Here is a 22,914-nt window from a genome sequence, read left to right as displayed (position 1 = left end):
TTTCCTACCCTTCTAATCCGGGTTTTCTTAATGGTTCATAGTAAGGATTTTTACAATTATTGCTGCAGAAACAGCACCTAAGATCACGAGTAACAGCGGGATTTTCCTAATTAATACCAGTATAACAGCGACTATACCCGAAGCGATACCTACAAGATTGTCATCTGCGTCCACCTGAAATATCCCAGGAACCGTTAAAGCACTAAGAACCGCGATAGGCAAATATTCCAAAAAAGCTTGGACTTTGGAAGAGCCATTCGTATGCTTTGTCAGCAGCAAAGGTACAAAACGAAATGAAAATGTAAGGATTGCCATCCCGATAATGATCAGAATAGTCATACGGATACCTCCTTTTCTACTTCAGCTTGCTCTGGAAATAAGGAGCCTACTGCCATACCAATTAACATAGCTGCAAGTATCGAGGAGTTTCCAAGTACGGGATGTAGAAGCCATGAAGAACCCGCCGCTGCTAAACATATGGCCAAATTCCGAATGCTTCCCTTTAGTTGTGGCACTATTAGTGCTATCAGTAAGGCATATAATGAGGTGTTCAAAGCAGGTAAGTATATAGCCGGAATGTAGGATGCCAGCGATATTCCTGCAGCTGTTGCCAGCAAATTTGCTATATACGGAGGAATTTGTAGACCCAGCAAATATGGAAGAGTTATATTTTCTTTTGAATGATTGCGGGGGATCATACTAACAGCGTACACTTCTTCTGTTAAACTGAACCCAATCCAGACTTTGGCCAGAGGATTGATTGTACGGTCAAGCTGACCCCCAAAAGATAGGCTGATAAACAAATATCTTAAATTAATGATCAACGTAAGCAGCAGGATCATTGGAGCGGCGGCACCAGCGGCAAGCATTTTCACGCCAATAAATTGGCTGGCTCCCGCAAATACGAGCGCTGACAATAAGAACACTTCCAGACTCCCCAGGCCTAATCCCTTACCGACCAATCCAAACGTAAAACAAGCAGGAATAAATCCTGCAACAATAGCTACAGAATCCTTAAGACCCGTTCTAAACATCACTTTCTGATCACTCATAAGTTTCTCTCTCCCTTATCGTTGTCCCTAGAGAGAGCATACTTGGATACAATTCTTGTGGAAATAACCGCATGGGTGCGTATGTACCATACCAATTTCTTGACATAGAAAAAAGACCGCCCGCTAAGAGAGCGATCTTTAATGAAGGTTAAACCTCCTGAGGACTTTCCACAATCCCGCTGATTTCTTGTTGAATTTGGGATTTAATCTGATCTACATGGTCAAAATCTGTAGCGGCGGCATAGATTGTCTTTAACTCATCCAAAAATACTTTGGCATCTGTCAGATGTTGAATGGATCGTTTCATGGTGCTGGAATATCGCTCTTTAATACCTGCGATGGCTTCGGCAAAAGCTTCATCCGTACCTGACTGTATGCACCGTGAATACATATCAACAATCTCGTCGGTGGCACGGTCAGGGAAATACTCATGCGGAGCTGTGCTGTCAAAAATAGCAAACCCAAGCTCGCGTACGATAATCATATCAAGACTGTTCGGATCGAAACCACAGTGGTAAATCTCAACATTGACACCACGTTTTATTCCTTCAGCTGCCAATTTTTTTAAAAGTGTAGATTTACCGGATCCCGCGCGACCTTTTACAAGATATCTTTTTAGTCCTGCGGTTAAATTAGGTACAAAATCCACTGCACCCTTAGGCGTAGCTGCACCTAAAAAACGGTGATCCACCCGGCTTACTTTTTCGAAGTTCTGATCACCATACAGAAGTTGAATATACTCCTGAGTCAGCTCATCAGCGGCTTGGAAATTCATTGTCGCAATATAAATCGCTTCCCACTCGTCATGAATGCGGAGTGCTTCAGCAAAGCCTGAATAAGCGAGTTCATGCTCTTCCGTGTACTGATCAACTAAGCTGTCGATCTCAACACAACGCTGGCTTAACTGGAGCGTATCGACGGCCTGCTCCAAATTCACATGTACGATGGCCTCTTCAGGCAATTCTGGCTTAATGACCCGTGGAGCCGTACCATCTATAATTCCTACTTTTAATTCAGGAATAACCACTCCGTCGAGTGAATCATTATCTGACGCTGCGTGAATTAACCAGATCTCATAACCTTGTTGAGCCAGAAGATCTCCGATTTCTCGAATGATTCTAGTTTTCCCCGTACCGGGGCCTCCTTTTAAAACAAACAAACGCGTTAAATCTTGCAATGACGACTCATAGAGGTTAGAGAAGCCGTGAGCTGTGTTGCCGCCAGCAAAGAAATTCAGGATTGTTCCGTCCATAATCGCACACCTTTCCGGGCTGATGTCATGTTTCATTGTTCATCTTATTAATGTACCCAGGGAAAGGTGACGCTTTGAGTGAGATGTGGTTTCGTTAGCCGGTTCAGTTACAAACAAAACGATCCATAAACCTCTTAATGACGGGAACATCTGGAGGAGACAGCTCGCTTGGCAATTCTTCATAACTAAAAAAACGCAATTCTTGCACCTCAATTCCATCTACTTTTAGCGCCCCATCAAAGTCCGTGCATAGATACGCAGCCACAACATTATATACTTCATCACCGTGCGGGTATTTATAATAAAGATCTTTTCCAGAGAACATGTCGAACAAATCAAGAACTTTGGCTGTTAAGCCTGTTTCCTCAAAAAGCTCCCTCTTAGCGACCTCTTCTAAAGTCTCCCCAAGCTCCATTGAACCACCTGGCAAACCCCAGCACCCGTTGTCCGTTCTACGTTGCAATAATAATTGATGATTGCTGCACAATAAAACACAGGCTCCTGCCATTATAAGCGGTCTGGTACCTACCAGCTTTCTTAACTCCATAATATAATCGCTCAATAAACTATCCCCTGTCTTCTAATAGGCTCAAATACCCTACGTTAATAGAAGTTCATTTCTTTTTCTGCACATGAAAACCTTTGTCTTGCGCGTAATTTTCAATGCTCCAAATACCTATTCCCCGCTCTCGCGCCTTATCCTGAATCGCTCTAAATTGATCAACATATTTTGTGTTAGGTGCAAATACATAGGCTACACGTGCATAACCCTGCTCTAGCAGAATCTCATTGAACATTTTCCCATCTATATAGAGGTAACAAAGTAGGCGGCCATATTTGTCCCGCTCCGATACATCTAGTTCAATTTGTACATCTTTATCCGTAAGCATCTTTTTGGCGAAATCAGAAGCTTCTAGCGAAAATGGCTGTGGTTCGGGGATATTCGGATTCACTGACTCTGGAGTATCGACCAGCAATAAACGAATGGTTTCCTTTTTGCCGCCTATAGTCAGCTTCATGGTGTCACCATCGACTACTCGTGTTACCTTTGCATCTATTAAACGTTTGTTGTCCTCTGTTGTATTGTCTGGCGTAGAATCTAATCCAGAACTGGAATCGGCCGTAATCGTTGGAACTGGTTCTAAAGTAATCTGCTCGGCTAAGTTGCAGGCAGTTGTTGTTCCAAGTAAGAGTGTGATAGCTAGAAAGCTTTTTAATAGATAAATCTTATTCATTGATAACCTCTTTCTTATACACGTATGTAATTTCATGGGGTCTAATAAAAATAAATTAAAACACTTAAAAACACAAGACTGTAATACTAATCATAGAAAACAGCGACAGCCATGTACCAGAAAAAAGATACTTGGTTATCGCTGTTTCGCCTTTACTCTACTTCCACCACGTTTAATTTGGAAATCTTTATTTTGATTATGATCGATAAGAAAGCAAGCAGGGAAAACATAATTCCGATCCAGATGAGTTGATGTATTCCTGCATGAGAAATAAACCAACCACCGATAGCAGTCCCTATAGTAATTCCAAGGTTAGAAAATGAGATAAACAAGCTGTTACCGAATTCGGGAGCTTCTTTCGCTTCGGTCGTTAACCATGCTTGACTGACAATCAGTCCGCCGGAATGCACTGCCCCCCAAATGATTATGATAACAACCATCGGAAGGAAATAAGAACCTAGATAATATACGAATAAGTAAGTTACCGCATATAACAATGGAAACATGATAACGGTCTTTGTAATGCCTTTATGCAAAAGGCTTCCAAATAAAAAATTCCCAAAAATCATGATTATCCCAAAGGCCATCAACATGATACTAATCCATGACCCGTTCATATGTGTTACCTGCCCAAGATATTCAGCAAAGTAACTGTACACAGAAAACATAGCTGCAAAGATAAAAATAACTGCCACAATATTTAACCACAATAGGGGTTTGCGTAAAATACCAAGTTGTTTACCATATGACATTTTTTCTTTAACTGGCATGGAAGGAAGCCAAGCTAGTATTCCTAAAAAGGCAATTATACTTACGACAGCTCCAAAGAGAAAAGCGACTTCTAAAGAAATTTTGTCCGCGAGATAAGAAGTCAAAGGCACACCAAAAGCAAACCCGACCGTTATTCCGGCGAAAACCTTTGTAACTGCTTTGGTGCTCTTTTCCGGAGGGACAAGTTGGGCAGCGGTAACAAGTGCAACTGAAAAAAATACGGGATGAAAAATAGCAGGGATAATACGAAAAATCAGCATTACTTCAAACATGGTCGTATACGCATAAACAATATTTGAAATTGCAAAAATAAGTACGGCAGTTAATAGAATTACTTTACGATTAATTCCAGAAGCCAATAAGGTCAGAAATGGACCTGAAATAGCAACAACTAAAGCAAATATACTTACAAGCCATCCAGACTGAGAAGTTGATATATTAAATTTTTGAGTTACCTGTGGCAGAACACCTATAATCCCCATTTCCGTTGTAATAATGCCAAATACGCCTAAAGCCAAAATAATAATAAGTAAAGGGTTAACCTTTTTCATTTTAAAATAATCCTCCATTTATATTTACATATTTAGATTTGTAGATATGTATTATCAAAAAAAGCCCTTCCTCCTCTCTCCTATAGTTTCTCTTTAATATAATCGGAAAATTCTTGAATTATCTTTTCGTTTCGACGATAATACGTCCACTTCCCAATTCGCTCAGATTCCAGCAAACCAGCTTTTTGCATGGTCAATAGATAGCTCGAAATAACCGACTGTGCAAGCCCCGCTTTAGCTTGAATATCGCCCACGCAAATCCCGATTTGAAAATTTAGGCCTTGTTGTAAATAAGGCTTTTCATCAAAAAACTCCTCGGGAGTTTTTAGCCACATCATAATTTGACTACGAGTCTCGTTAGACAACGCTTTGAATATCATTAAAGGTTCCATGTGTTCCATTATATCTATTTTTATAGATTTGTAAATACAAAAGATGCCGATGTCTCGTTGTTGCAATAACACTATGTAGATTCATGTTTCGTATCGAATTGTTCGTTTAGTGAATTAAATATTTCCAAATCAACCAGCAAAGCAGTACGGATACCCACGAAATGAAACCGAAAATCATCACGATTTTGTTCTCACTCCATCCGTATTTTAAGCTGAAGTGGTAATGAATCGGAGCCATCCGGAATAGCCGCAGCTTCGTCCGTTTGTAGTACCAAACTTGTAAAATGACCGACAACTGCTCCGCAAAATAAACGAAAAACAAAATTGGAAGTAAAAGCTCAACCTTCTCAATGACAGCCAGAACGGAAAGGGAGCCCCCGATCGCCAGTGATCCAGTATCGCCCATAAACGCTCTTGCTGGATAAATATTGTAAAGCAAAAGCCCTAGCAGACAACCGATCATAACAAGTGAAAATGTCTGCACTTCAGGTTTGTCCGAAATCATAAAAAAGAAAAAATACGACGGTATGGCAACATTGATCAGTAGCCCATCGAGACCATCTGTAAAATTGATGGCATTCGCGGAGCCGACCACAAACAGCAAAATGATGGCCACATAAAGGTACACAGGCAAATGCAGATTTTGCCCTTTAAATAACTCGATATCACTCGTCAGGCCGAACGAATGGAACAACACATATAATATAATTCCAGTAAAAAGAAATTGAAGCACTAGTTTTGAGCGGCCGCTGATGCCGGATGGATTTTGCCAAAAAGCCTTTTTGAAATCATCCAAAAATCCGACTGAACTAAACAACAAAAACGTAACGCATAAGAGTAACATTAGAGGCCCGGGTTGAAACTGCAGCGAAATCGCTATCCCGATAAGCAGGATCAACCCTGCCATTAGTGGTGTACCCCGTTTGGCCTGATGATCTGCTGGAAGCTCGGCACGAATCGGCTGCGTTAACCTCAGTCTATGCAGCGTCCAGATTAATAGAGGTGTAAATACCGCCACCAGAAGAAAAGACAGGCCGGAAACAGCCAGAATTCCATACATACAACGAACTCCCCTCTTTGGAAAAGATCATTTATAATACTCACAAAATATTTCTAGAGTTAATGAGGTCGTCTGTAATTATGTACTCTTTTCATCTGTTGATAAAGAGAAATTATTCTATTTTTATTTCCTGTTTTCTGCTGTGTAACAGCTGAGAGTTTTCTATAAGCAGATCCCAAAGCATAAACTTGCCCAATGAGAAAGTTTGCACTTTGGGCAAGTTTACATTAGTATATAGTCATTAATCCTAATCTTCACCACAATAACAGCCATATGGGAGGTGTATACATAAAGTTATGATTAAACAAACTTTGAGAGATTTCAAAAAAGAAGCCACTGAAAAAGCGCTAGCTGAAGCGGCATTCGAACTTGCACTTGAACATGGGTTGGACGGTTTTGTTGTTGAAGATATCGTGCAAAAAGCCGGCTACTCCAGAAGAACTTTCGCAAACTATTTCACATGCAAGGAAGAGGCAGTTGCGATGGGAGCAGTTACCGTACGGAACACGAATGAGTATGAGGAATTGCTCACCAAAATCCCTGAAAATGCCTCCTTGCTTGACACCCTATATCAGCTAATAAAGATGCAACTTACAGCTGAGCTTATAGGGAGGTTACGTGAGCTTTCATTACTTTCCCGAAAATTCCCAGCGCTCGAGCCCCATTATCTAAGAGCAATACACCTTACGCAAACTGGAGCACAAAAAACATTGTTGCACTTGTCAAATGGTAAGTATGACGAGGTCTATACTTATCTGCTTATAAATTCGGTTTACGGAACTGTACTTCCCTTAATTGACGGAAAACTTAATGTGCTGCTTCCGGGACAAACGACGAGCGACGATCCAAGTCCTGAAACTCTTACGTTCGATCAATTTTTGGAAACTATTTACGGATATTTACGCAACGGATTCTAATAGGCTAATAATCAGTTTTCATCATAGAGGGAGTGTAAAATAGATACATGTCAACATTATTATACAGAGTGGGAAAAACCGCTTATCGCAAACCTGGGTACTTCATTTTAGGTTGGATTTTAATTTTGGGATTTGTCATCTCTATGATCAGTATGAATGGTGTTCATATCAGTTCGGAAATGAAGATTGAAGGCACGGAATCGCAAAAGATTTTGGATCAATTAGCAACAGAACTTCCGGCTGCATCTGGTGGACAAGGAAGTGTCGTGTTCAAAGCACCTCAAAGCGAGCGATTGGATACGCCAGAACGTTTGGCAGCGATCACTAAGGGTATTAATGAGGTTTACGGTTTAAACGAAGTGATTAATCCTGCGGATTATGCAGCGGAAGCAAGTAGTTCAACTACTGAAGCAACTCAGGCTGCCAGTATGGATCAGTCTGCAACAGCCACAGCACCCCCTTCCTATGGTCCTCTGATGGCAGATGGTGTTCCGGTGCCTGGTGTTATTCTTTCCGCAGACGGTAGAATTGCATTGTTCCAATTCCAGTTTACCATTGAGCAATCAGCTATCTCTCAAGATATTTTTGATTCTGTAATTGATACCGTCATGAATGTCGAGAAAGATACCAACATTACTGTACTGCCGGGTGAGACACTCAAATCAGTATCTATCGGTGTAGGATCAGCTGAGATTGTCGGACTTGTCATTGCTGCAATTGTTTTGCTGGTGACGCTTGGCTCTGTCGTTGCAGCAGGGCTGCCCCTTATAACTGCACTGCTTGGAGTCGGCATCGGTGTGGGTGGAGCATTTTCTATTTCCAAATTCATTGAAATGCCTAGTGTCACTTCCGTCTTGGCGCTTATGATTGGATTAGCCGTCGGAATCGATTATGCTCTTTTCATTGTAAATCGCCAACGCCGAATGATTATTGATCAAGGATTAAGCGCACAAGAAGCTGCGGCTAGAGCAATTGGCACATCCGGCAGCGCCGTATTTTTCGCCGGTTTGACGGTTATTATCGCTCTCTGCGGTATGCTTGTAATCGGGCTTACTTTCTTATCTACGATGGCGTTAGTAGCAGCAGCTACCGTCCTCATCAACGTATTTGTTGCCTTAACCCTATTGCCGGCATTGCTCGGATTGGTGGGTGAACGCATCTGTTCGCCTAAAGCTCGCAAGAAAAACAAGGATCATCATAAAACGGGTAACCGCGGTATAGCTGATAGATGGGTTAAATTCGTCATCAAGTATCGTTGGGTCACTATTGTTGCCATCGTCGTGATACTTGGCGTAGCAGCAACCCCTATAGCGAAAATGGAAATGGGCATTCCCGGAGCTGCCTCGGCGAACTTGGACACGGTAGCAAGACAAAGTTATGATGCTATATCCGAGGGTTTTGGAGAGGGATTTAACGGACCGCTTATTCTGGTTGCAGAACCAAAGAACTCTTCCACTCCAGTCACTCCGGAGCTCCTAGGAAATCTTGTGCAAGAGCTCCAAGCTCAAAAGAATGTCGCGCAGGTCACTCCTCTGGGCATGACTAAGGATTTAGCTATCTTCAGTCTGATTCCAGAAACGGGTCCTAGCGATATAACAACCAAAAATCTGGTGAATGATTTACGGGCTACGGAATCTAGTATCGCTCAAAGTAATGATGTTAAACTCGGGGTTACCGGCTTTACCGCCGTTAACATCGATATGTCGGCCAAGCTGGCAGATGTATTTCCCATTTATGTAGGAATCATCATTCTCCTATCGCTCATTATTCTTCTGTTGGTATTTCGTTCGATTATCGTTCCTATCAAAGCTACGATCGGTTTTCTGCTTAGCATTCTCGCTACATTCGGGATCACCACAGCCGTGTTCCAATGGGGCTGGCTCCATACTCTCTTCGGTTTCGACACCGGTGGCCCATTGCTAAGCTTTATGCCAATCATCGTTACGGGTATCCTATATGGGCTCGCGATGGACTATCAGGTTTTCCTTGTCAGTTCCATGCGTGAATCGTACGTTCATGGTCATGAGGGATCAGAGTCCGTTGTTCATGGATACAACCAGGTGAGTCGTGTCGTAGTAGGCGCTGCTATAATTATGATCTCCGTTTTTGCAGGGTTTATTTTTACGGATGATGTCATGATTAAACAAATCGGCTTTACACTGGCCGTAGGGATCTTAATCGATGCTTTCATTATTCGAATGGGATTAGTTCCTGCTGTAATGTCTATTTTCGGCAACAAAGCTTGGGCACTTCCAAAATGGCTCGACCGTATTCTGCCAAACCTGGATGTCGAAGGCGAGAAACTGATTGCTACACTCAATGCTAAAGACAAATCTAATTCCATGAAATAGAAACAATAATAAACAGCCTGAGCCCTGTATTCCTAGGGGTTCAGGCTGTTTTGTTTCTGTGGTAAGATTCGCTTCCCATGAAACGATGTTGGAGAAAGAGCTTAATAATTAAGGATTATAGCGGGGCGCACACCGTAACAAGCTAAGTTTACATGTCCGTAACTGCGAATACTGCTACGGGTACCTACAAAATACGCACGTGAAGAAATCGCAGGTTGAGTTCTCAGCCACCACCATGAGCAGCCAAACTCTTCATCCTTCTCAAGGATATAATCAGCTTTGACTTTTTTATCATACACATACAATTTACATCCATCGTTCTTTTTCACTTTGGAGAATCCCGTTCCTATCGCCCTACGCTTCGCACGTAAAGTATCTTCACCAAGTTTAAAGGTCAATTCATTCGCCTCCGAAACACTGAGCAGAAAAATCTTATCTTCCGTGTTTATACTTCCCTCTCCGTTATCTGTGCATTGTGTAGTCTTGATGAGCCTGTGCTCGGAGTCATTAAAAGCGGCATTATAAAAATCATCGTTCAACCACTTTCGCAAATCGGAGTCATGCCATGTAACATCAACATATTCACCGTGATACCGCCTGCAGTCCAAAATGTACTCGCTTAAAATGAACAGCTCTCTACCTGAATTTTGCAGCACCCGCCACTTTATCGGCATTTTTTCTGCTCCGTCCGCCATTTGCGGATAAGAGCCAAAAGTAATTATTTCGCCGGGTTTTGCCCGCTCATACATGGGAGTAAGATTATCATTTTCATTACAAATCATAATAATAAATTCTGTAGTTCCTTTAACGATTTCAGCTTCCCGGCTAAATCCTAGTTTTTCATACAAGCGTATCGCTCTATCGTTGAACTTCGCCACTGTCAGCCGCTTTGGTTTTTCCTCGAATCTCTCATTAATATAGTTAAGGACTGTTGTGAAAAATAGAGTCCCATTCCCCTGTCCGGTTAACTCTGGCTTCATTCCTAAACCCACATCTATAAAATCCTGAGAATATGTATATTTATCATTTGGAACCTGTGCCGGACTTCCTACACAGAAGAATCCGATCAATTGTTTATTTGCATCAAGTACAGAAAAAAATGCTTCCTCTAGCATTTCACTTATAGCTTCAGGAGTTGTTTCATTATTGTAAAAATCATAGGGTGGATCATATTGCCAGCTTAAAATATCCCTAGCAGCATCAGCATTCAGCTTTTCCACGTAAAGTTCCATTTCGCATCCCCCTTTGTTTTCAAAATCGATAACTCCCTAAGAGTCTAGCTTTGCTAACTCCTGAAGAATTGTCTCTACATCACCATCAGGATTTAACGCTTTGATCATCTCTTTGGTAATGACTGCACCCTCATAAACTTGTGCAACGACCTCTAAAGGGAGTGTGAGTTCAAAATAACCTTCGGCAAATTCCACAAAATCCTCAGCTGTGCGGAAAATAGTCCCTAGCAAAAAGTCCGAACCATCTTCTACCTCCGCTGGAATTTCTACCTTCCCCTTCTGCCACGTCAAGTCGTTATTTTCACGCCAAAAACAAAAAGTAACATCATCCTTAGCTATCGCCTCATCTTCAATAAAAGACAATAGTGAGATTGGGACTTCTTCATAGATTCCCGGCCAAACTTCATGTTCGTCGCGCGCATATGGACTTACTTCGGACTCATGATCAAAACCTTTAATTATCGTTCCTTGAGGTGTAAAAATAATAAACAAATTATCACCTGAGCCATTATCGATCGATGCTAGAGAAACATTCTTATCAAATTTAGAATCAAAATTATGATAGCGAAGCCATTCCTCAGGACATAGGACAATATTTAGAGAAGCAAGTATTTTCATAAGTTTTTTTAAGTTGTCGGGTGCTGGTAAAATATCTAACACATTCATCTATGATTCCTCCCCAATGTAGATATTAATGATTTTAGCATATTCATGAATTCCGGGTAAAAAAAAGACTACCCGAAGGTAGCCTTTCCAACATAACAAGACACTAGCTTAACTTAAGACCCCGCACCTTTGTATCTGCGAACGCCATAACTCCAGGCTAACAAACCAATCCCCAGAAATATAGCACCTACTACAGGTGTCATCAGAGCAAGGCTGGTCATCTCCTCCCGCTGCAGAAAAAGCGCGGCTGGATACACTCCGACGAATGCAAATGGAATGATCCAAGTAAGCAATACCTGTATAGCGCGATTGTAAATCGTTACCGGGTAACGGCCATAAGTCTGAATGTTGTACATTAACGGAAGAATCCCAGTAGGAGCATCCGAATAGAAAGACAATGAAGTCAACGTTGTATAAATCCCCGTATAGATGGCGACCGCACTTAACGTCAGAATGATCAGAGCTGGTATCGTCCACCATTCAAAGGGAAGACCCAGATTGCTGCCACTGATGGCCATAATAATAATACCTATGAATGAGCCCATAAGTGCTGGTGGATCAACATTTTCCAAAAAGATCTGGAACAAATTATGAGCTGGGCGTGTCAAAATACGGTCCATCTCACCTTTAACGATGTAACGTTCACTAAATCCCCATAGATTCACAAAACAACTAAACACCCCAAAAGGCACCATAAAGAATCCATAAACGAACACTACTTCATTCTGATTCCAGCCGCCCAGGCTATCCGTATGCATAAAAATTACGAGAATAAAGATAAAGTTGGTAGCTTGAAAAAGCAAGTCTGAAATGACCTCTACCCAAAAGTCAGCGCGATAGGTGAGCCGGCTCTTCATATAGTTTTTGATATATTCAATTAATAATCCCAGGTAATACATGTTTCCTCAACCTCCCTGCACGAAGAGACGCTGCCGCGCCGCATGATATAACCAGACAATTGGAATCAGCAATACCAGGAACCAAATAATTTGTATCCCTAATACATTCCATATTCCAACCCCTTGCACCCGTCCCGTAAACACTGAACCGGGCAAGTAGGTAATCGCCTGAAACGGCAGCACCTCAAGTACGGAAGATAACCAGTTAGGAAACAGACTGATCGGTACGATTAAGCCGGAGAATAAGTCTACAATTACCCGCTTCATTCGCATCATGCCTTCATTATTTTCCACGAAAAAAGCCGAGAGCCCTGTAATGATATTGATCTGTGAATTAATTAAAAAGCTGAAAAAGAGCATCACCAGGAACCCCGCCCAAGCAGATGGCGCTGTTGGCAATTGTACTGGGAACAGCAGCATCGCTATGGCCATGCCGGGAATCATAAATAAGAGGAAGCGGAACATTCCCTCTCCAAGACCTTGCATCATTTTGACTAAGACATAGTTATAGGGCCTTATAAACTGAATAGCGATACTTCCATCACGGATATCCGTAGAAATCTCGCGGTCTAGGTTATTAAAATAAAAGGCTCGAGCCATCCACGACACAGCAACATATGATGTCATTTGCGTTGCAGTAAATCCACCCAATGAATCCCCATTACCATAGATGGCCATCCAAGTGAAATAGTTAACCCCAATATTCAGTGAATAGATAAGAATACCTGAGTAGTAGTTAATCCGATAAGCAAGCATGGTAAGGAAACGGATGCGTATAAAATCTAAGTAAGCCCCGAATAGTAATTTACGGCTATTCTCCTGAGGACCACCAGAAGACGCGCCTCCTGAGGAGGAAGACATAGCCGTTGCAGGATTAAGCTTATCAGACATGTAAAGCCTCTCTTTCATCCTTCAGAGCGGCAGCCATTTCATCAGGCTTGTCTGCAGACCCGGATTGATAAATACTGCGAACAATATCGTCCGTATTGGTCTCTATGATTTTGATATCAGTAATGTCTGCTTTTCCCACTACTCTGCTTAATACATCCGATACATTTATATCTAGCGGTATCCAGACAGATGCCCCTAGATCGTTCTCCGCAGACCAAGTAACAGGCAACCCCTCAGTCCATAACTCAAGTTGCTGACGTTTCGTTGCATTTCCAAATTGAAATTGAACCTCACGTCCGGTTCCCCAACGCTGCTTCAGGTCTTCCAGTCCTCCGTCATAAATGATACGGCCATCATCAAGCATTATCACTCGGGAGCAAAGCGCCTCAATATCTTGCAGGTCATGTGTAGTCAGCAGTATGGTTGTCCCATGCTCGCGGTTCATATCTTTTAGGAATTCACGGATCTCTGACTTCACCACAATATCTAAGCCAATGGTCGGTTCATCCAGAAATACAATCGACGGATTATGAAGCAATGCTGCCACTAATTCACAACGCATCCGCTGACCTAGACTAAGCTTACGAACCGGACGATTCAGCAGTTCTTGCAGCTGCAGTCGTTCGACCAATTCATCCAGCCGTTTCTTGAAATCTTGTTCAGACACCCGGTAAACCTTGCGCAGGAGCTGGAACGACTCAATCACGCCAATGTCCCACCATAGCTGACTGCGTTGCCCGAATACCACACCGATATTTTTCACGAATTTCTCGCGCTCCAAATACGGAACATACCCACCTACTGTCAGGTTTCCGGAAGTCGGCACGAGAATACCTGTGAGCATTTTGATCGTGGTCGATTTCCCAGCACCGTTCTCGCCGATATAACCACAGATCTCCCCTTCAGGAATGGAAAAGGAAATGTCCTTCACTGCAGTCACTTCCGTATATTCCCTTTTAAACAAATCAGCGAAGGCCCCTTTGAGACCCTCGCGGTTTTTTTGTACTTTAAATGTTTTGCGTAAGTCTTGTACTTGAATAGCAGTCATATTGTACCTCACTAAGCTTAGAGTTGGTTCCCAGTACCCCATTATAATAGAAGAAGCGCAAAAGCACTACTTCAATCTTTACTTAGCCAGTCTTTCATTTAGCGAATGGGTGTCCTTCACAGCTTCTAAATGCCCTGAGCGAGCGACTTTAGTCCGCAAATATTTCTCGTTAAAAGAAGATACATCTCCCCATAACGCTACTCTTTTTACGGCATTCATCCCTGCAGCCTTGAGCGCATCCAATTTCTTCGGATTATTCGTAATCAGCGTCACTGGTTTGTGACGTAAAGTTTGCAGAACACTGATTGCTTCTTCGTAGTTTCTTGAATCATCAGCAAATCCCAACTCTAAATTAGCCTCAACTGTATCGTATCCTTCTTCCTGTAAAAGATACGCTAAAGATTTGCTGAACAGGCCAATGCCTCTTCCTTCATGATTCGCGAGATAAAATAATGCCCCAGAGCCATGCTCAACAATCATTTTCATGGATTGATGCAGCTGGAATCCGCAATCGCAACGTTTACTGCCAAAAATATCGCCAGTATGGCAGATGCTATGCATCCGGATCAATGCATCCTCAGACCCTTCGAAATCGCCATATACCAACACACTGGATTGTTGTCCTTCTGCTAAGTTCATGGATGGCAAACGTGAAATTAAAGCTGCCGTTGCTTTACTGCTATCCTCTTGAAGAAGCTCTGCATCCGTTGTATTCAGCCAGTTGTACCATTTAAAAACAACGGTCTCGCCGTCTAAATTCACCGGTAACGTGATGGGTCCAACCAATATATTTGTGGAATTTGCTAAAGGAATTCGCGTGATTTTATTCTGTAAAATAGAAGTGATTTCTGGTTTAATCATAATTACACCTTCCTCATTGTTCATCAATGCTTTGATAGAGCTAAGCATAAGGATAAAATATTAGTTAAATTATAAGTAACTATTTGTAAGTAAGTTTATCATTGTAATATAACTTCGTCAAGTTATAATATATCTTTAAATATTTATAATTACTTTATGTAAGTTTATGATATAATGAATGTCGAGGTGATATTATGAATGATTTCAACATGTGTCCTCGCTTTGAAAAAGCGGTAGACTTGCTAAGTAAACGTTGGGTCGCGCTGATCGTTTTCGTGCTTATGCCAGGGCCACGCCGTTTTGGTGAAATTGAGAGCTGTCTGTCCAATCTCAGTGGCAAGGTGTTATCTGACCGATTGAAGGAAATGGAAACCGAAGGCATTATAGAGCGAACTGTATATCCTGAAATGCCAGTACGTATTGAGTACTCTCTGACTCCAAAAGGCACAGCGCTTGCTCCTATACTTGGTGAAATTGGAAACTGGTCTACCGAATGGATTGAGCTTGGTATTAAGAAATGATTCCCGCTACACAACACAAAGAGCCCTAATTGTCCCGATCATAAGACAAGAGGGCTCTTTTTGGATTAACATCCCCTTTATAAGTCTTTTCGCTCGAAGCGAAGTAGACCTATAACAAAAGCCAACAGGGTATATCCTAGCGCATAAATAATAAACATGTTTGACGGAACCGTATTAAAATCCAGCAATCCATTCATGCTGCCGAACAATCCCATCATTCCACTCATTTCATTAGCGCTGAACAGGACGGCGGTCATTTTCCGCTGTAAACCATCCACTGGCATAAGCAGTGCCATCATTCCTGACAGATTATTTAATGTGTCAAGAACATCGGGTTCTAATCTCAGCGATCCTCCGATCTTATCAATCATCCCACCTAACCAGCCCGCTCCATATAACATTGTCATAAAGACGCCATTCCCCACTGCTGAGAAGAATCCAGAACCCAGCATAGAAATCGTAATTAGCAAAGGCACTATAGAGGAGAATAACAAAAATGATTTCAATAGGACTACGGCATCTCTAGGAACAGTTGCATGGATCTCAGTAATCCATAAAATAGAAATAAATAAAATCAGGGCATAACCAATCCCAAGCGTCACATATCCAAGCCAGCGACCTATGTACCATTTCCACCGCGGCAGCGGTCTTGGCAGTAAAGCCTGCATAACCCCTTGTTCCGCTTCACCTGCAATAGCTGAGAAGGAACTGAAGATCGCCAAAAAGGCGATTACAAAAGCGCCAAAAAAGAATCCAAGTGATAATATAAAAGCACCATTTGTAAAATTAGCTAAGAGATGCTCGCCACTGCTAATATCTGTTCTATTCGGTATTCCACTTTGTCCAATCGTATTTGCCACAAACCAAAATCCTATAAGAAAGACAATGGTCATAAGCAGTGTTAATATCATCACTCGTTTCCGCAGCAATTCCTTCCAGGTCATTCCCATGATTATTCTCATTCGTGTTCACCTCTGTGACTTAGGCCGGATACAGCACTCATAAACCAGTCTTCCAGACGTTCTTGCTTTCGTGAGACTTCATATAAGGTCATTCCTTGTTCAATAATTAACGTGTTCAGCCAGCCTACTTGCTCCTCATTCTCCAGTTCCGCTTCCAGCCAAACTGTGCTACTTTCCAATGTAGCTGGGATTGAAGCTCCTTTTTCAGATTGAGATCCAATATCCGCTGAAACTTTGATCTTAAGATCAGTACTATCCTGTAGCCAAGACAACAAAATAGGCGTAAAACCGCCCACTTTAAAATGCCAGCTTGTTCGCTTATTTAAGATCTCAGATACTTTCCCATGCCGCAGTATAACTCCGTTATTCAGCAGTGCCATACGGTCGCAGATGAGTTCAACATCCTCCAGTAGATGAGAGTTAAGAAATATCGTAACTCCCTTCTCTTTTAGCCTCTGCAAAATATTCCGAACTTCCTGACGTCCAATCGGGTCTAGCGCCGATGAGGGCTCATCCAGAAAAACGATGGCCGGATTGTTTACAAGAGCACAAGCAAGCCCTAATCTCTGCTGCATCCCTTTGGAATAATGTTTCACACGATCCCGTCCACGGTTTCCAATTCCAACTTCCGCTAGAAGCTCTGGAATTCTTTTATCGGCTACAGATCGCTCTACACGGCACAGCTTGGCATGCAGTCTTACTACTTCTTCCCCGGTAAGCCATTCTTGATAGCGATATAATTCCGGTAAATATCCGATTTGGGACTTGGCTTCAAGTGAACCGATCTTATGGCCTAATAGAGTAGCACTACCACTCGATGGACGAATGAGACCTACCAACATTTTGACAAAGGTACTTTTCCCCGCACCATTAGGGCCGAGGAAGCCAAAGGCTTCCCCTTTCCCAACAGTAATCGTTACATCACGGCAACCACGTCCGTTATCATATTCTTTGGTCAAAGACTTCGCTTCTATTGCAGCAACCGTCATTATTCAATCAACTCCTCTAGCTTCTCTAAGAATACAGCTTTATCTGTATACACGCTTCCCCCGTTGAAATCGAACAATTGCCCGTTCTGTACCCAAATGGCCGAGTATACAATCCCTTGACTATATTCATTCTGATTCAGTAGAACCGTAGTATCTTTAATCTTTATTTGATCGGTATTCAGGCCTTTTACCAGTGGCAGAGGAATTTCACCTGATAAAATGCGGCTCTGCTTTAAGCTGGATTTCAGATAATCTGGCAGCAATGGAAAATCGATTATAGCTTCCAAGGCTTCATCAACCTTTATAGTTGGATCTACAGTAATTAAAGGAGTCTTCGTCTGTGTAAGATTAGCCCATTTATCATTATCCATCGAAAGATCATAATTCACGATCTCCGAAAGATCTAATTTAATTTCTTTCCCATCTATGGCCTCTGGAAGAAGCTGTTTTGCACCCAATCTTTTCATTGCTTTATTAACCGCTTCAATATTAAGCTTCAAGGTTATTTCTTGTGAATTGGTTATATATGCGCTCTTCACATTCTCGAGCAAAGTTCCGCTTGGAAGTGTAAAACCTAGAGTCTCTTCCACCTGATCTAACGGAATAATCCCTTTATTTGAACCAAAGGTACTTGTAAACACACCAAATTTGTTCATAGCTTCATTCATGGATTGACTTTCATTTACCTGATAAAAAATATCCCGAATATCATTTTCATTCACAACTGTAACTTCTTCCATCCGAAACTGATTCAGCAGCGATGCCATAGCCGTATTTCCTACTGGAGTTCCAAGTATAACCGCAAAGATCGCGGCACCTGCCACTGCTACTCCCCACTTACGCCGACGATTCATGCGAGGTCGCTTGGATCGGCGATTAGTTATCGGATTGTCATCTGTAGATTGAGGCTGGCCCATTTCTGGGTGTGGTTTATCATCATCTTTCATAACATCCACTGCCAACTGCTGACTCCACACAGCCCATTTAGGACTTGCATGCTCAGACGCTAACTTGTTTTGCAATTTGGCCCAGGCTTCATCTGTATATTGTTTATTATGATCTTGATTTAGCGGTTGTTTAGTCATTAGTAAACCCTCCTAAATAATTTGGAGCTTCGTTTATCTCGGTTTGTTAATCTGACTGAGATAGTGATTTTGCTGCATTTTGTCTTAACCTCAGGGTCGCACGGTGCAGTAATGTCCCTACTACGGGAGGTCTTAGACCAAGCTCGCCTGCTATTTCCGCATAACTGTAACCAGAGTATCTAAGCAGAAGCGCTTGTCTATCCCTGTCAGGCAGCTCGTTCAACCATTCATGAACATCCTCCTGATCCAGCTTACTGATTAAGACTTCCTCTCCTGAAGGAGGTGATTCCCCCACTTCGTATAACTGTTCTTGTTTATTTTGCAGCCGCCGTTCCCTTGCTTTTTTGTCTAGATAATCATATCCAATACGAGTAAGGACTCTATGAAGCCAGGCACCCAGCGCTGCTGGATCATCTGGGGGGTTACGATACAATCTCAGAAAAACTTCTTGTGCCAAATCATCTGCTGCCGACTCATCACGAACCAAAGCGGTCAGCTTACGTCTGACAATAGGATAATGTTCATAGAATATTGCTTTAAAAATTTCAGATTCCGGAATTTCCATCTTGTAAATCCTCCTTATCAGCTGCAGCTATAAGTAAGACGACTATCAATGCATTTTTGTATCAAGATTACGTAAAAAAAGACAGCCCCTAAATTAATAAGGAAACTGTCTTTTAGTGTTTACCTAATTCGAATGTAACGATTAAGAATCTTTTTTGATAAAATACTTCGTTCCAGCCTAAGCTCCCAGAGCTGCTCTTTCCACTGAAACTGTTGCTCTGAATGTTCATTCTCACGTAGCTTCTCAAACAGCTTCATGATCATTATGTTAATGGCATCAAATCTTGACCATAATTCTATTACACTTTCTTCTTGAATCTGAGGACTTTCCTCTGCTGCACTAAGATTCTTTAAGCGCTCAATGATGTCAGCCTGCCACTGTCCATCTTTAATCGCCTTGGCGTAATTTAAAAGATCCAAATAATCATCGACTGACATGTGTACCGACTCCTTTGCCTACTTATACCAAGTATTATACTAGGCATTATCTATAAAGCAACCCTTTATCTCTGGACACAGCAAAAAAACAGGTCTGGTATAAGAACCAGCCCTGTTTAATGAATTTAACATGATCAATTTAGTTATAACAGCTTTTGAATATCATCTTTAATTTGCTCTGATTTTGGACCAAATACGATCTGCACAGCTCCTTGACCCAGTCTCATGACACCGGAAGCTCCGAGCTGTTTCAATGCGGAATCTTTAACGGCTTTTTCGTCATTAACAATCAGACGAAGGCGTGTGATACATGCATCGATATTGCGGATGTTCGATGGACCGCCGATGTTCTCAAGAATTTGAGCAGCTTTAGAAGACGATGAAGGCGTTCCATTACCTCCAGGTGGTGCTAACAGACTTTCTTCATCATCATCTTCACGTCCAGGTGTTTTTAGCTTGAACAATGAGATAATAAAGCGGAATAGTACATAATACAAGACGAAGAATCCAAGACCCACAGGAATAAGTATCCATGCATTAGTAGACAGTTTCAGGTTTACAAGATAATCGATCAAACCTGCGGAGAAACCAAAACCAAGCTTAACATCTAAAATGTACATCAAGGCCATGGAGAATCCTGTTAATAAAGCATGAACTCCGTACAAGAGTGGTGCTACGAACATAAAGGAGAACTCAAGTGGTTCAGTGATCCCTGTTAAGAAAGAAGCAATGGCAGAACCGATGAAGATGGAAGCAACCATTTTACGTTTTTCCGGTTTAGCTGTATGAATAAATGCAAGTGCTGCACCTGGAAGCGCAAACATCATAATTGGGAAGAATCCAGTCATAAACATCCCAGCAGTTTTATCTCCAGCGAAGAAGCGGTACAAGTCACCATGCACCAGTTCACCAGCTGCATTCGTAAAATCACCAATTTGGAACCAAGCAATCGTATTAAGCACGTGGTGAAGACCGAACGGAATCAGCAAGCGGTTAGCTGTACCGAAGATGAATGCTCCAACAGCCCCCAGTGACACAACCCAGTTCCCGAAGTCACTAATAACATCTTGTATCGGACTCCAGATCATACCCACAAATACAGCAAGAACCATCATAGAAGCTGCCGTAATGATTGGGACAAAACGTTTACCTGCAAAAAATCCGAGCCAATCAGGCATTTTTATATTGTGATATCTCTTGTATAAGAACGCTGCCCAAGCACCGGCAAAAATACCACCAAGCACACCCATGTTCAATACAACATCATCATTGATGAAAGAGAATTGAAGCGGTACGATAAGCAGAATCTTAGTCAGTACCATGTAAGAAATTACTGCTGACAAAGCTGCTACGGCGTCACCGGCAAATCCAATGGCAACCCCTACCGCGAAGATTAAGGCTAGGTTACCGAAGATCGCATTCGCTCCGGCGTTTAGAAATGGAGCAAAGTATTGATTCAGAAATCCACCAATGGTCGCTCCTAGCGGAATATCTTTTTCGTAGTTAAGCAAACCAAACCCTTGAAGAATAGCTGCCGCCGGCATGGTTGCAACAGGAAGCATTAACGACTTACCTAGTTTTTGTAGAAAAGCCAACATTAAAAATCATCCTTTCGGTTCAATAGTAGTAGTGCTCTATAAACCATTTACTTTGAAGCCACGGTAAGAATCAGATCCTGTCCTGCTGTAACCTGACCATAATGTCCGCTTACTTGAGGTGGATTCTCCTCTGTGCTGGTCACGATTACAGGCGAAATTGTGTCACAACCTGCCGCGCGAATTACGTCCAGATCAAATTCGATTAGGGTTTGACCTGCTTTTACTTGATCTCCAGAGGTTATATGACTGACAAAACCGTTGCCCTTGAGGCTGACAGTATCGATTCCGATATGTAATAGCAATTGCATACCGGAGGAATGTTCCAGAATGACTGCATGACTCGATTTCACGATATGAGCAACCTTACCGTCAAAAGGCGCTTTCAAAATTCCCTCAGATGGTTTTATTGCAATTCCGTTACCCATATGACCGCCAGCAAAGGTTTCATCCGGAACCTGTGCTAGTGGAACTGACTCCCCGCTGATTGGTGCCATGATTTCGATGGTATGTTCAGTATGTTTCTCTTCTTTTTTTGATTTCCATTTGGAAAACATATGCTCCACTCCTCTTAAGATATTAATTTGATTTCACTAAGGTCTGAAATAACCGGTGCAAATGCATGGCTAGAAAACATAGTTCTTCTTCCGGGATTTCGACTTCAAGCGACCTTTGCATTACTTTACCGAGCTTTTGAGCCAGCTTGTATTCCTCTTTGTATTCTTTCTTAATATGTTTCACAAAGGGATTATCTATTAGTGATCCTTTTAAAATACGTTCCAGCGAAAAACGCAAGTGGATCATTAATCGGATATGATTCATACTGCCATGCTCAAAAGTTATCTTTCGTTCTTGCTGAATCATGTCTAGAAGCTCATTGACAATATTAGAGGCCTTGACTAACTGACCAACCGATACATTATTAACTGCCGAATACACATGATAAGTAAGAAATCCAATCTCATCTTCGGGGATTTGTACTTGAAATTCAGCATTGATTTTCTCCGATGCCTTGTAAGCGATCTCAAATTCCTTCGGAAATGACATTTTGGTTTCTTGCAAAAACGGATTAATAATATCCATCCCGTTGCGCAGACGGTAGATGGTGAACTGTATGTGGCTCGGGAGTGCCAGATAAATCTTGTCGTTTAACTTGTCAGGAAATTGACTTTGGATATCTGCAATTATCTCATCAGTTATTTTCATAACCTTGGGATCTATGTCTTCCAGCAAAACTTGATATTGGCTCCAGGCTTCGCGATCTTCTAGACGAAACAATTTCTCAATCCGAGCATCATTTCCTTCGATCACACCAGAACCCTTCACTGCAAATCCAATACCTTTGCCAATGATGACATATTCCTTCCCGTTTTTGCTTCCCTGAACCATTACAACGTTATTCCCTATTACACGCTGTACTTGAAATTGCTCGATCTCTCGCGACAAGCTCATCACTCCTCTCCCTAATTATCGTCAAATTGGAACAAAAAAAGCCAAGAATTGTCTAATGGAAATAAAGACAATTCTTGGCTCATGCCCTTAACGGTAACACGCCACTAAAATATAAATGATCATTTATGAA

General features: G+C 42.0%; 25 protein-coding genes. 3 read left to right on the top strand and 22 right to left on the bottom strand.

What is annotated here, in order from left to right:
• Positions 1 to 27: 27 nt before the first annotated feature.
• The 8 genes from NSS82_RS15335 to mraY form a co-directional block, all read right to left on the bottom strand.
• Positions 28 to 339 (bottom strand): AzlD domain-containing protein, encoded by a 312-nt coding sequence (locus tag NSS82_RS15335; protein ID WP_076273406.1) that lies wholly within the window; start codon positions 337 to 339, stop codon positions 28 to 30.
• A complete protein-coding gene (locus NSS82_RS15330; protein ID WP_076100925.1) occupies positions 336 to 1,052 on the bottom strand; it encodes an AzlC family ABC transporter permease in 717 nt (238 codons plus the stop codon). Before NSS82_RS15330 ends, NSS82_RS15335 begins: the two co-directional genes overlap by 4 nt.
• A 148-nt stretch (positions 1,053 to 1,200) precedes the next feature.
• Positions 1,201 to 2,304, bottom strand: a complete 1,104-nt coding sequence (locus tag NSS82_RS15325; protein ID WP_076100927.1) for a PRK06851 family protein — start codon at positions 2,302 to 2,304, stop codon at positions 1,201 to 1,203.
• A gap of 103 nt (positions 2,305 to 2,407) precedes the next feature.
• Positions 2,408 to 2,851: an NUDIX hydrolase gene (locus NSS82_RS15320; RefSeq protein WP_038574424.1), complete on the bottom strand. Its 444-nt coding sequence runs from the start codon at positions 2,849 to 2,851 to the stop codon at positions 2,408 to 2,410.
• Positions 2,852 to 2,918: 67 nt separating this feature from the next.
• Positions 2,919 to 3,539: a thermonuclease family protein gene (locus NSS82_RS15315; RefSeq protein WP_076100928.1), complete on the bottom strand. Its 621-nt coding sequence runs from the start codon at positions 3,537 to 3,539 to the stop codon at positions 2,919 to 2,921.
• 152 nt (positions 3,540 to 3,691) lie between these two features.
• Positions 3,692 to 4,861 carry an MFS transporter gene (locus tag NSS82_RS15310; protein WP_036686708.1) on the bottom strand — a complete coding sequence of 390 codons (1,170 nt, stop codon included), beginning with the start codon at positions 4,859 to 4,861 and terminating at the stop codon, positions 3,692 to 3,694.
• Positions 4,862 to 4,941: 80 nt separating this feature from the next.
• A complete protein-coding gene (locus NSS82_RS15305; protein WP_051491476.1) occupies positions 4,942 to 5,253 on the bottom strand; it encodes an ArsR/SmtB family transcription factor in 312 nt (103 codons plus the stop codon).
• Between the two features lie 106 nt (positions 5,254 to 5,359).
• Positions 5,360 to 6,313 (bottom strand): phospho-N-acetylmuramoyl-pentapeptide-transferase, encoded by a 954-nt coding sequence (gene mraY, locus NSS82_RS15300; protein WP_076106509.1) that lies wholly within the window; start codon positions 6,311 to 6,313, stop codon positions 5,360 to 5,362.
• Positions 6,314 to 6,609: 296 nt separating this feature from the next.
• Here mraY and NSS82_RS15295 point away from each other — a divergent pair, with 296 nt between their 5' ends.
• Both NSS82_RS15295 and NSS82_RS15290 read left to right on the top strand, forming a co-directional pair.
• Positions 6,610 to 7,230, top strand: a complete 621-nt coding sequence (locus NSS82_RS15295) for a TetR/AcrR family transcriptional regulator (RefSeq protein ID WP_036686703.1) — start codon at positions 6,610 to 6,612, stop codon at positions 7,228 to 7,230.
• Positions 7,231 to 7,277: 47 nt separating this feature from the next.
• Positions 7,278 to 9,581, top strand: a complete 2,304-nt coding sequence (locus NSS82_RS15290) for an MMPL family transporter (RefSeq protein ID WP_076273405.1) — start codon at positions 7,278 to 7,280, stop codon at positions 9,579 to 9,581.
• Positions 9,582 to 9,682: 101 nt separating this feature from the next.
• Here NSS82_RS15290 and NSS82_RS15285 read toward each other — a convergent pair whose 3' ends face one another.
• From NSS82_RS15285 to NSS82_RS15260, 6 genes are all read right to left on the bottom strand, one after another.
• Entirely contained in the window at positions 9,683 to 10,813 is a 1,131-nt protein-coding gene (locus NSS82_RS15285) for a GNAT family N-acetyltransferase (protein WP_081386692.1), read from the bottom strand.
• Between the two features lie 36 nt (positions 10,814 to 10,849).
• Positions 10,850 to 11,479: a hypothetical protein gene (locus tag NSS82_RS15280; protein ID WP_076273404.1), complete on the bottom strand. Its 630-nt coding sequence runs from the start codon at positions 11,477 to 11,479 to the stop codon at positions 10,850 to 10,852.
• A 113-nt stretch (positions 11,480 to 11,592) separates the two neighbouring features.
• Positions 11,593 to 12,378, bottom strand: coding sequence for an ABC transporter permease (locus NSS82_RS15275; RefSeq protein WP_036686696.1), 786 nt, complete (start codon positions 12,376 to 12,378; stop codon positions 11,593 to 11,595).
• A gap of 6 nt (positions 12,379 to 12,384) precedes the next feature.
• Positions 12,385 to 13,134 (bottom strand): ABC transporter permease, encoded by a 750-nt coding sequence (locus tag NSS82_RS15270; RefSeq protein WP_051491475.1) that lies wholly within the window; start codon positions 13,132 to 13,134, stop codon positions 12,385 to 12,387.
• Between the two features lie 127 nt (positions 13,135 to 13,261).
• Complete coding sequence (locus NSS82_RS15265; protein ID WP_038570639.1) at positions 13,262 to 14,317, bottom strand: ABC transporter ATP-binding protein; 1,056 nt, start codon at positions 14,315 to 14,317, stop codon at positions 13,262 to 13,264.
• A gap of 78 nt (positions 14,318 to 14,395) precedes the next feature.
• Positions 14,396 to 15,178 (bottom strand): GTP cyclohydrolase II, encoded by a 783-nt coding sequence (locus NSS82_RS15260; RefSeq protein ID WP_036686690.1) that lies wholly within the window; start codon positions 15,176 to 15,178, stop codon positions 14,396 to 14,398.
• A 194-nt stretch (positions 15,179 to 15,372) separates the two neighbouring features.
• Between NSS82_RS15260 and NSS82_RS15255 the strand changes: the two genes are divergently transcribed.
• On the top strand, positions 15,373 to 15,699 hold the full coding sequence (locus NSS82_RS15255; RefSeq protein WP_036686688.1) for a winged helix-turn-helix transcriptional regulator: 327 nt from the start codon (positions 15,373 to 15,375) through the stop codon (positions 15,697 to 15,699).
• Between the two features lie 77 nt (positions 15,700 to 15,776).
• Here the strand turns inward: NSS82_RS15255 and NSS82_RS15250 are convergent, their stop codons facing one another.
• From NSS82_RS15250 to NSS82_RS15215, 8 genes are all read right to left on the bottom strand, one after another.
• Positions 15,777 to 16,661, bottom strand: a complete 885-nt coding sequence (locus NSS82_RS15250; RefSeq protein WP_076273403.1) for an ABC transporter permease subunit — start codon at positions 16,659 to 16,661, stop codon at positions 15,777 to 15,779.
• Positions 16,658 to 17,650, bottom strand: coding sequence for an ABC transporter ATP-binding protein (locus NSS82_RS15245; protein WP_076273402.1), 993 nt, complete (start codon positions 17,648 to 17,650; stop codon positions 16,658 to 16,660). The genes NSS82_RS15250 and NSS82_RS15245 overlap by 4 nt, the downstream gene beginning before the upstream one ends.
• Positions 17,650 to 18,735: a DUF4179 domain-containing protein gene (locus NSS82_RS15240; protein WP_076273401.1), complete on the bottom strand. Its 1,086-nt coding sequence runs from the start codon at positions 18,733 to 18,735 to the stop codon at positions 17,650 to 17,652. Before NSS82_RS15240 ends, NSS82_RS15245 begins: the two co-directional genes overlap by 1 nt.
• Before the next feature lie 46 nt (positions 18,736 to 18,781).
• Positions 18,782 to 19,300: a sigma-70 family RNA polymerase sigma factor gene (locus NSS82_RS15235; RefSeq protein WP_036686680.1), complete on the bottom strand. Its 519-nt coding sequence runs from the start codon at positions 19,298 to 19,300 to the stop codon at positions 18,782 to 18,784.
• A 119-nt stretch (positions 19,301 to 19,419) separates the two neighbouring features.
• Positions 19,420 to 19,737 carry a hypothetical protein gene (locus tag NSS82_RS15230; protein ID WP_076143974.1) on the bottom strand — a complete coding sequence of 106 codons (318 nt, stop codon included), beginning with the start codon at positions 19,735 to 19,737 and terminating at the stop codon, positions 19,420 to 19,422.
• 143 nt (positions 19,738 to 19,880) lie between these two features.
• Positions 19,881 to 21,335, bottom strand: coding sequence for an N-acetylglucosamine-specific PTS transporter subunit IIBC (nagE, locus tag NSS82_RS15225; RefSeq protein WP_036686675.1), 1,455 nt, complete (start codon positions 21,333 to 21,335; stop codon positions 19,881 to 19,883).
• 47 nt (positions 21,336 to 21,382) lie between these two features.
• Positions 21,383 to 21,889, bottom strand: coding sequence for a PTS sugar transporter subunit IIA (locus NSS82_RS15220; protein WP_036686673.1), 507 nt, complete (start codon positions 21,887 to 21,889; stop codon positions 21,383 to 21,385).
• Positions 21,890 to 21,911: 22 nt separating this feature from the next.
• Complete coding sequence (locus NSS82_RS15215) at positions 21,912 to 22,784, bottom strand: PRD domain-containing protein (RefSeq protein ID WP_036686671.1); 873 nt, start codon at positions 22,782 to 22,784, stop codon at positions 21,912 to 21,914.
• Positions 22,785 to 22,914 lie beyond the last annotated feature (130 nt).

Origin of the sequence: Paenibacillus sp. FSL H7-0735 (assembly GCF_038008505.1) — a bacterium.
GTDB lineage: Bacteria > Bacillota > Bacilli > Paenibacillales > Paenibacillaceae > Paenibacillus_AQ > Paenibacillus_AQ odorifer.
This window is presented reverse-complemented; position numbering and strand designations above follow the sequence as displayed.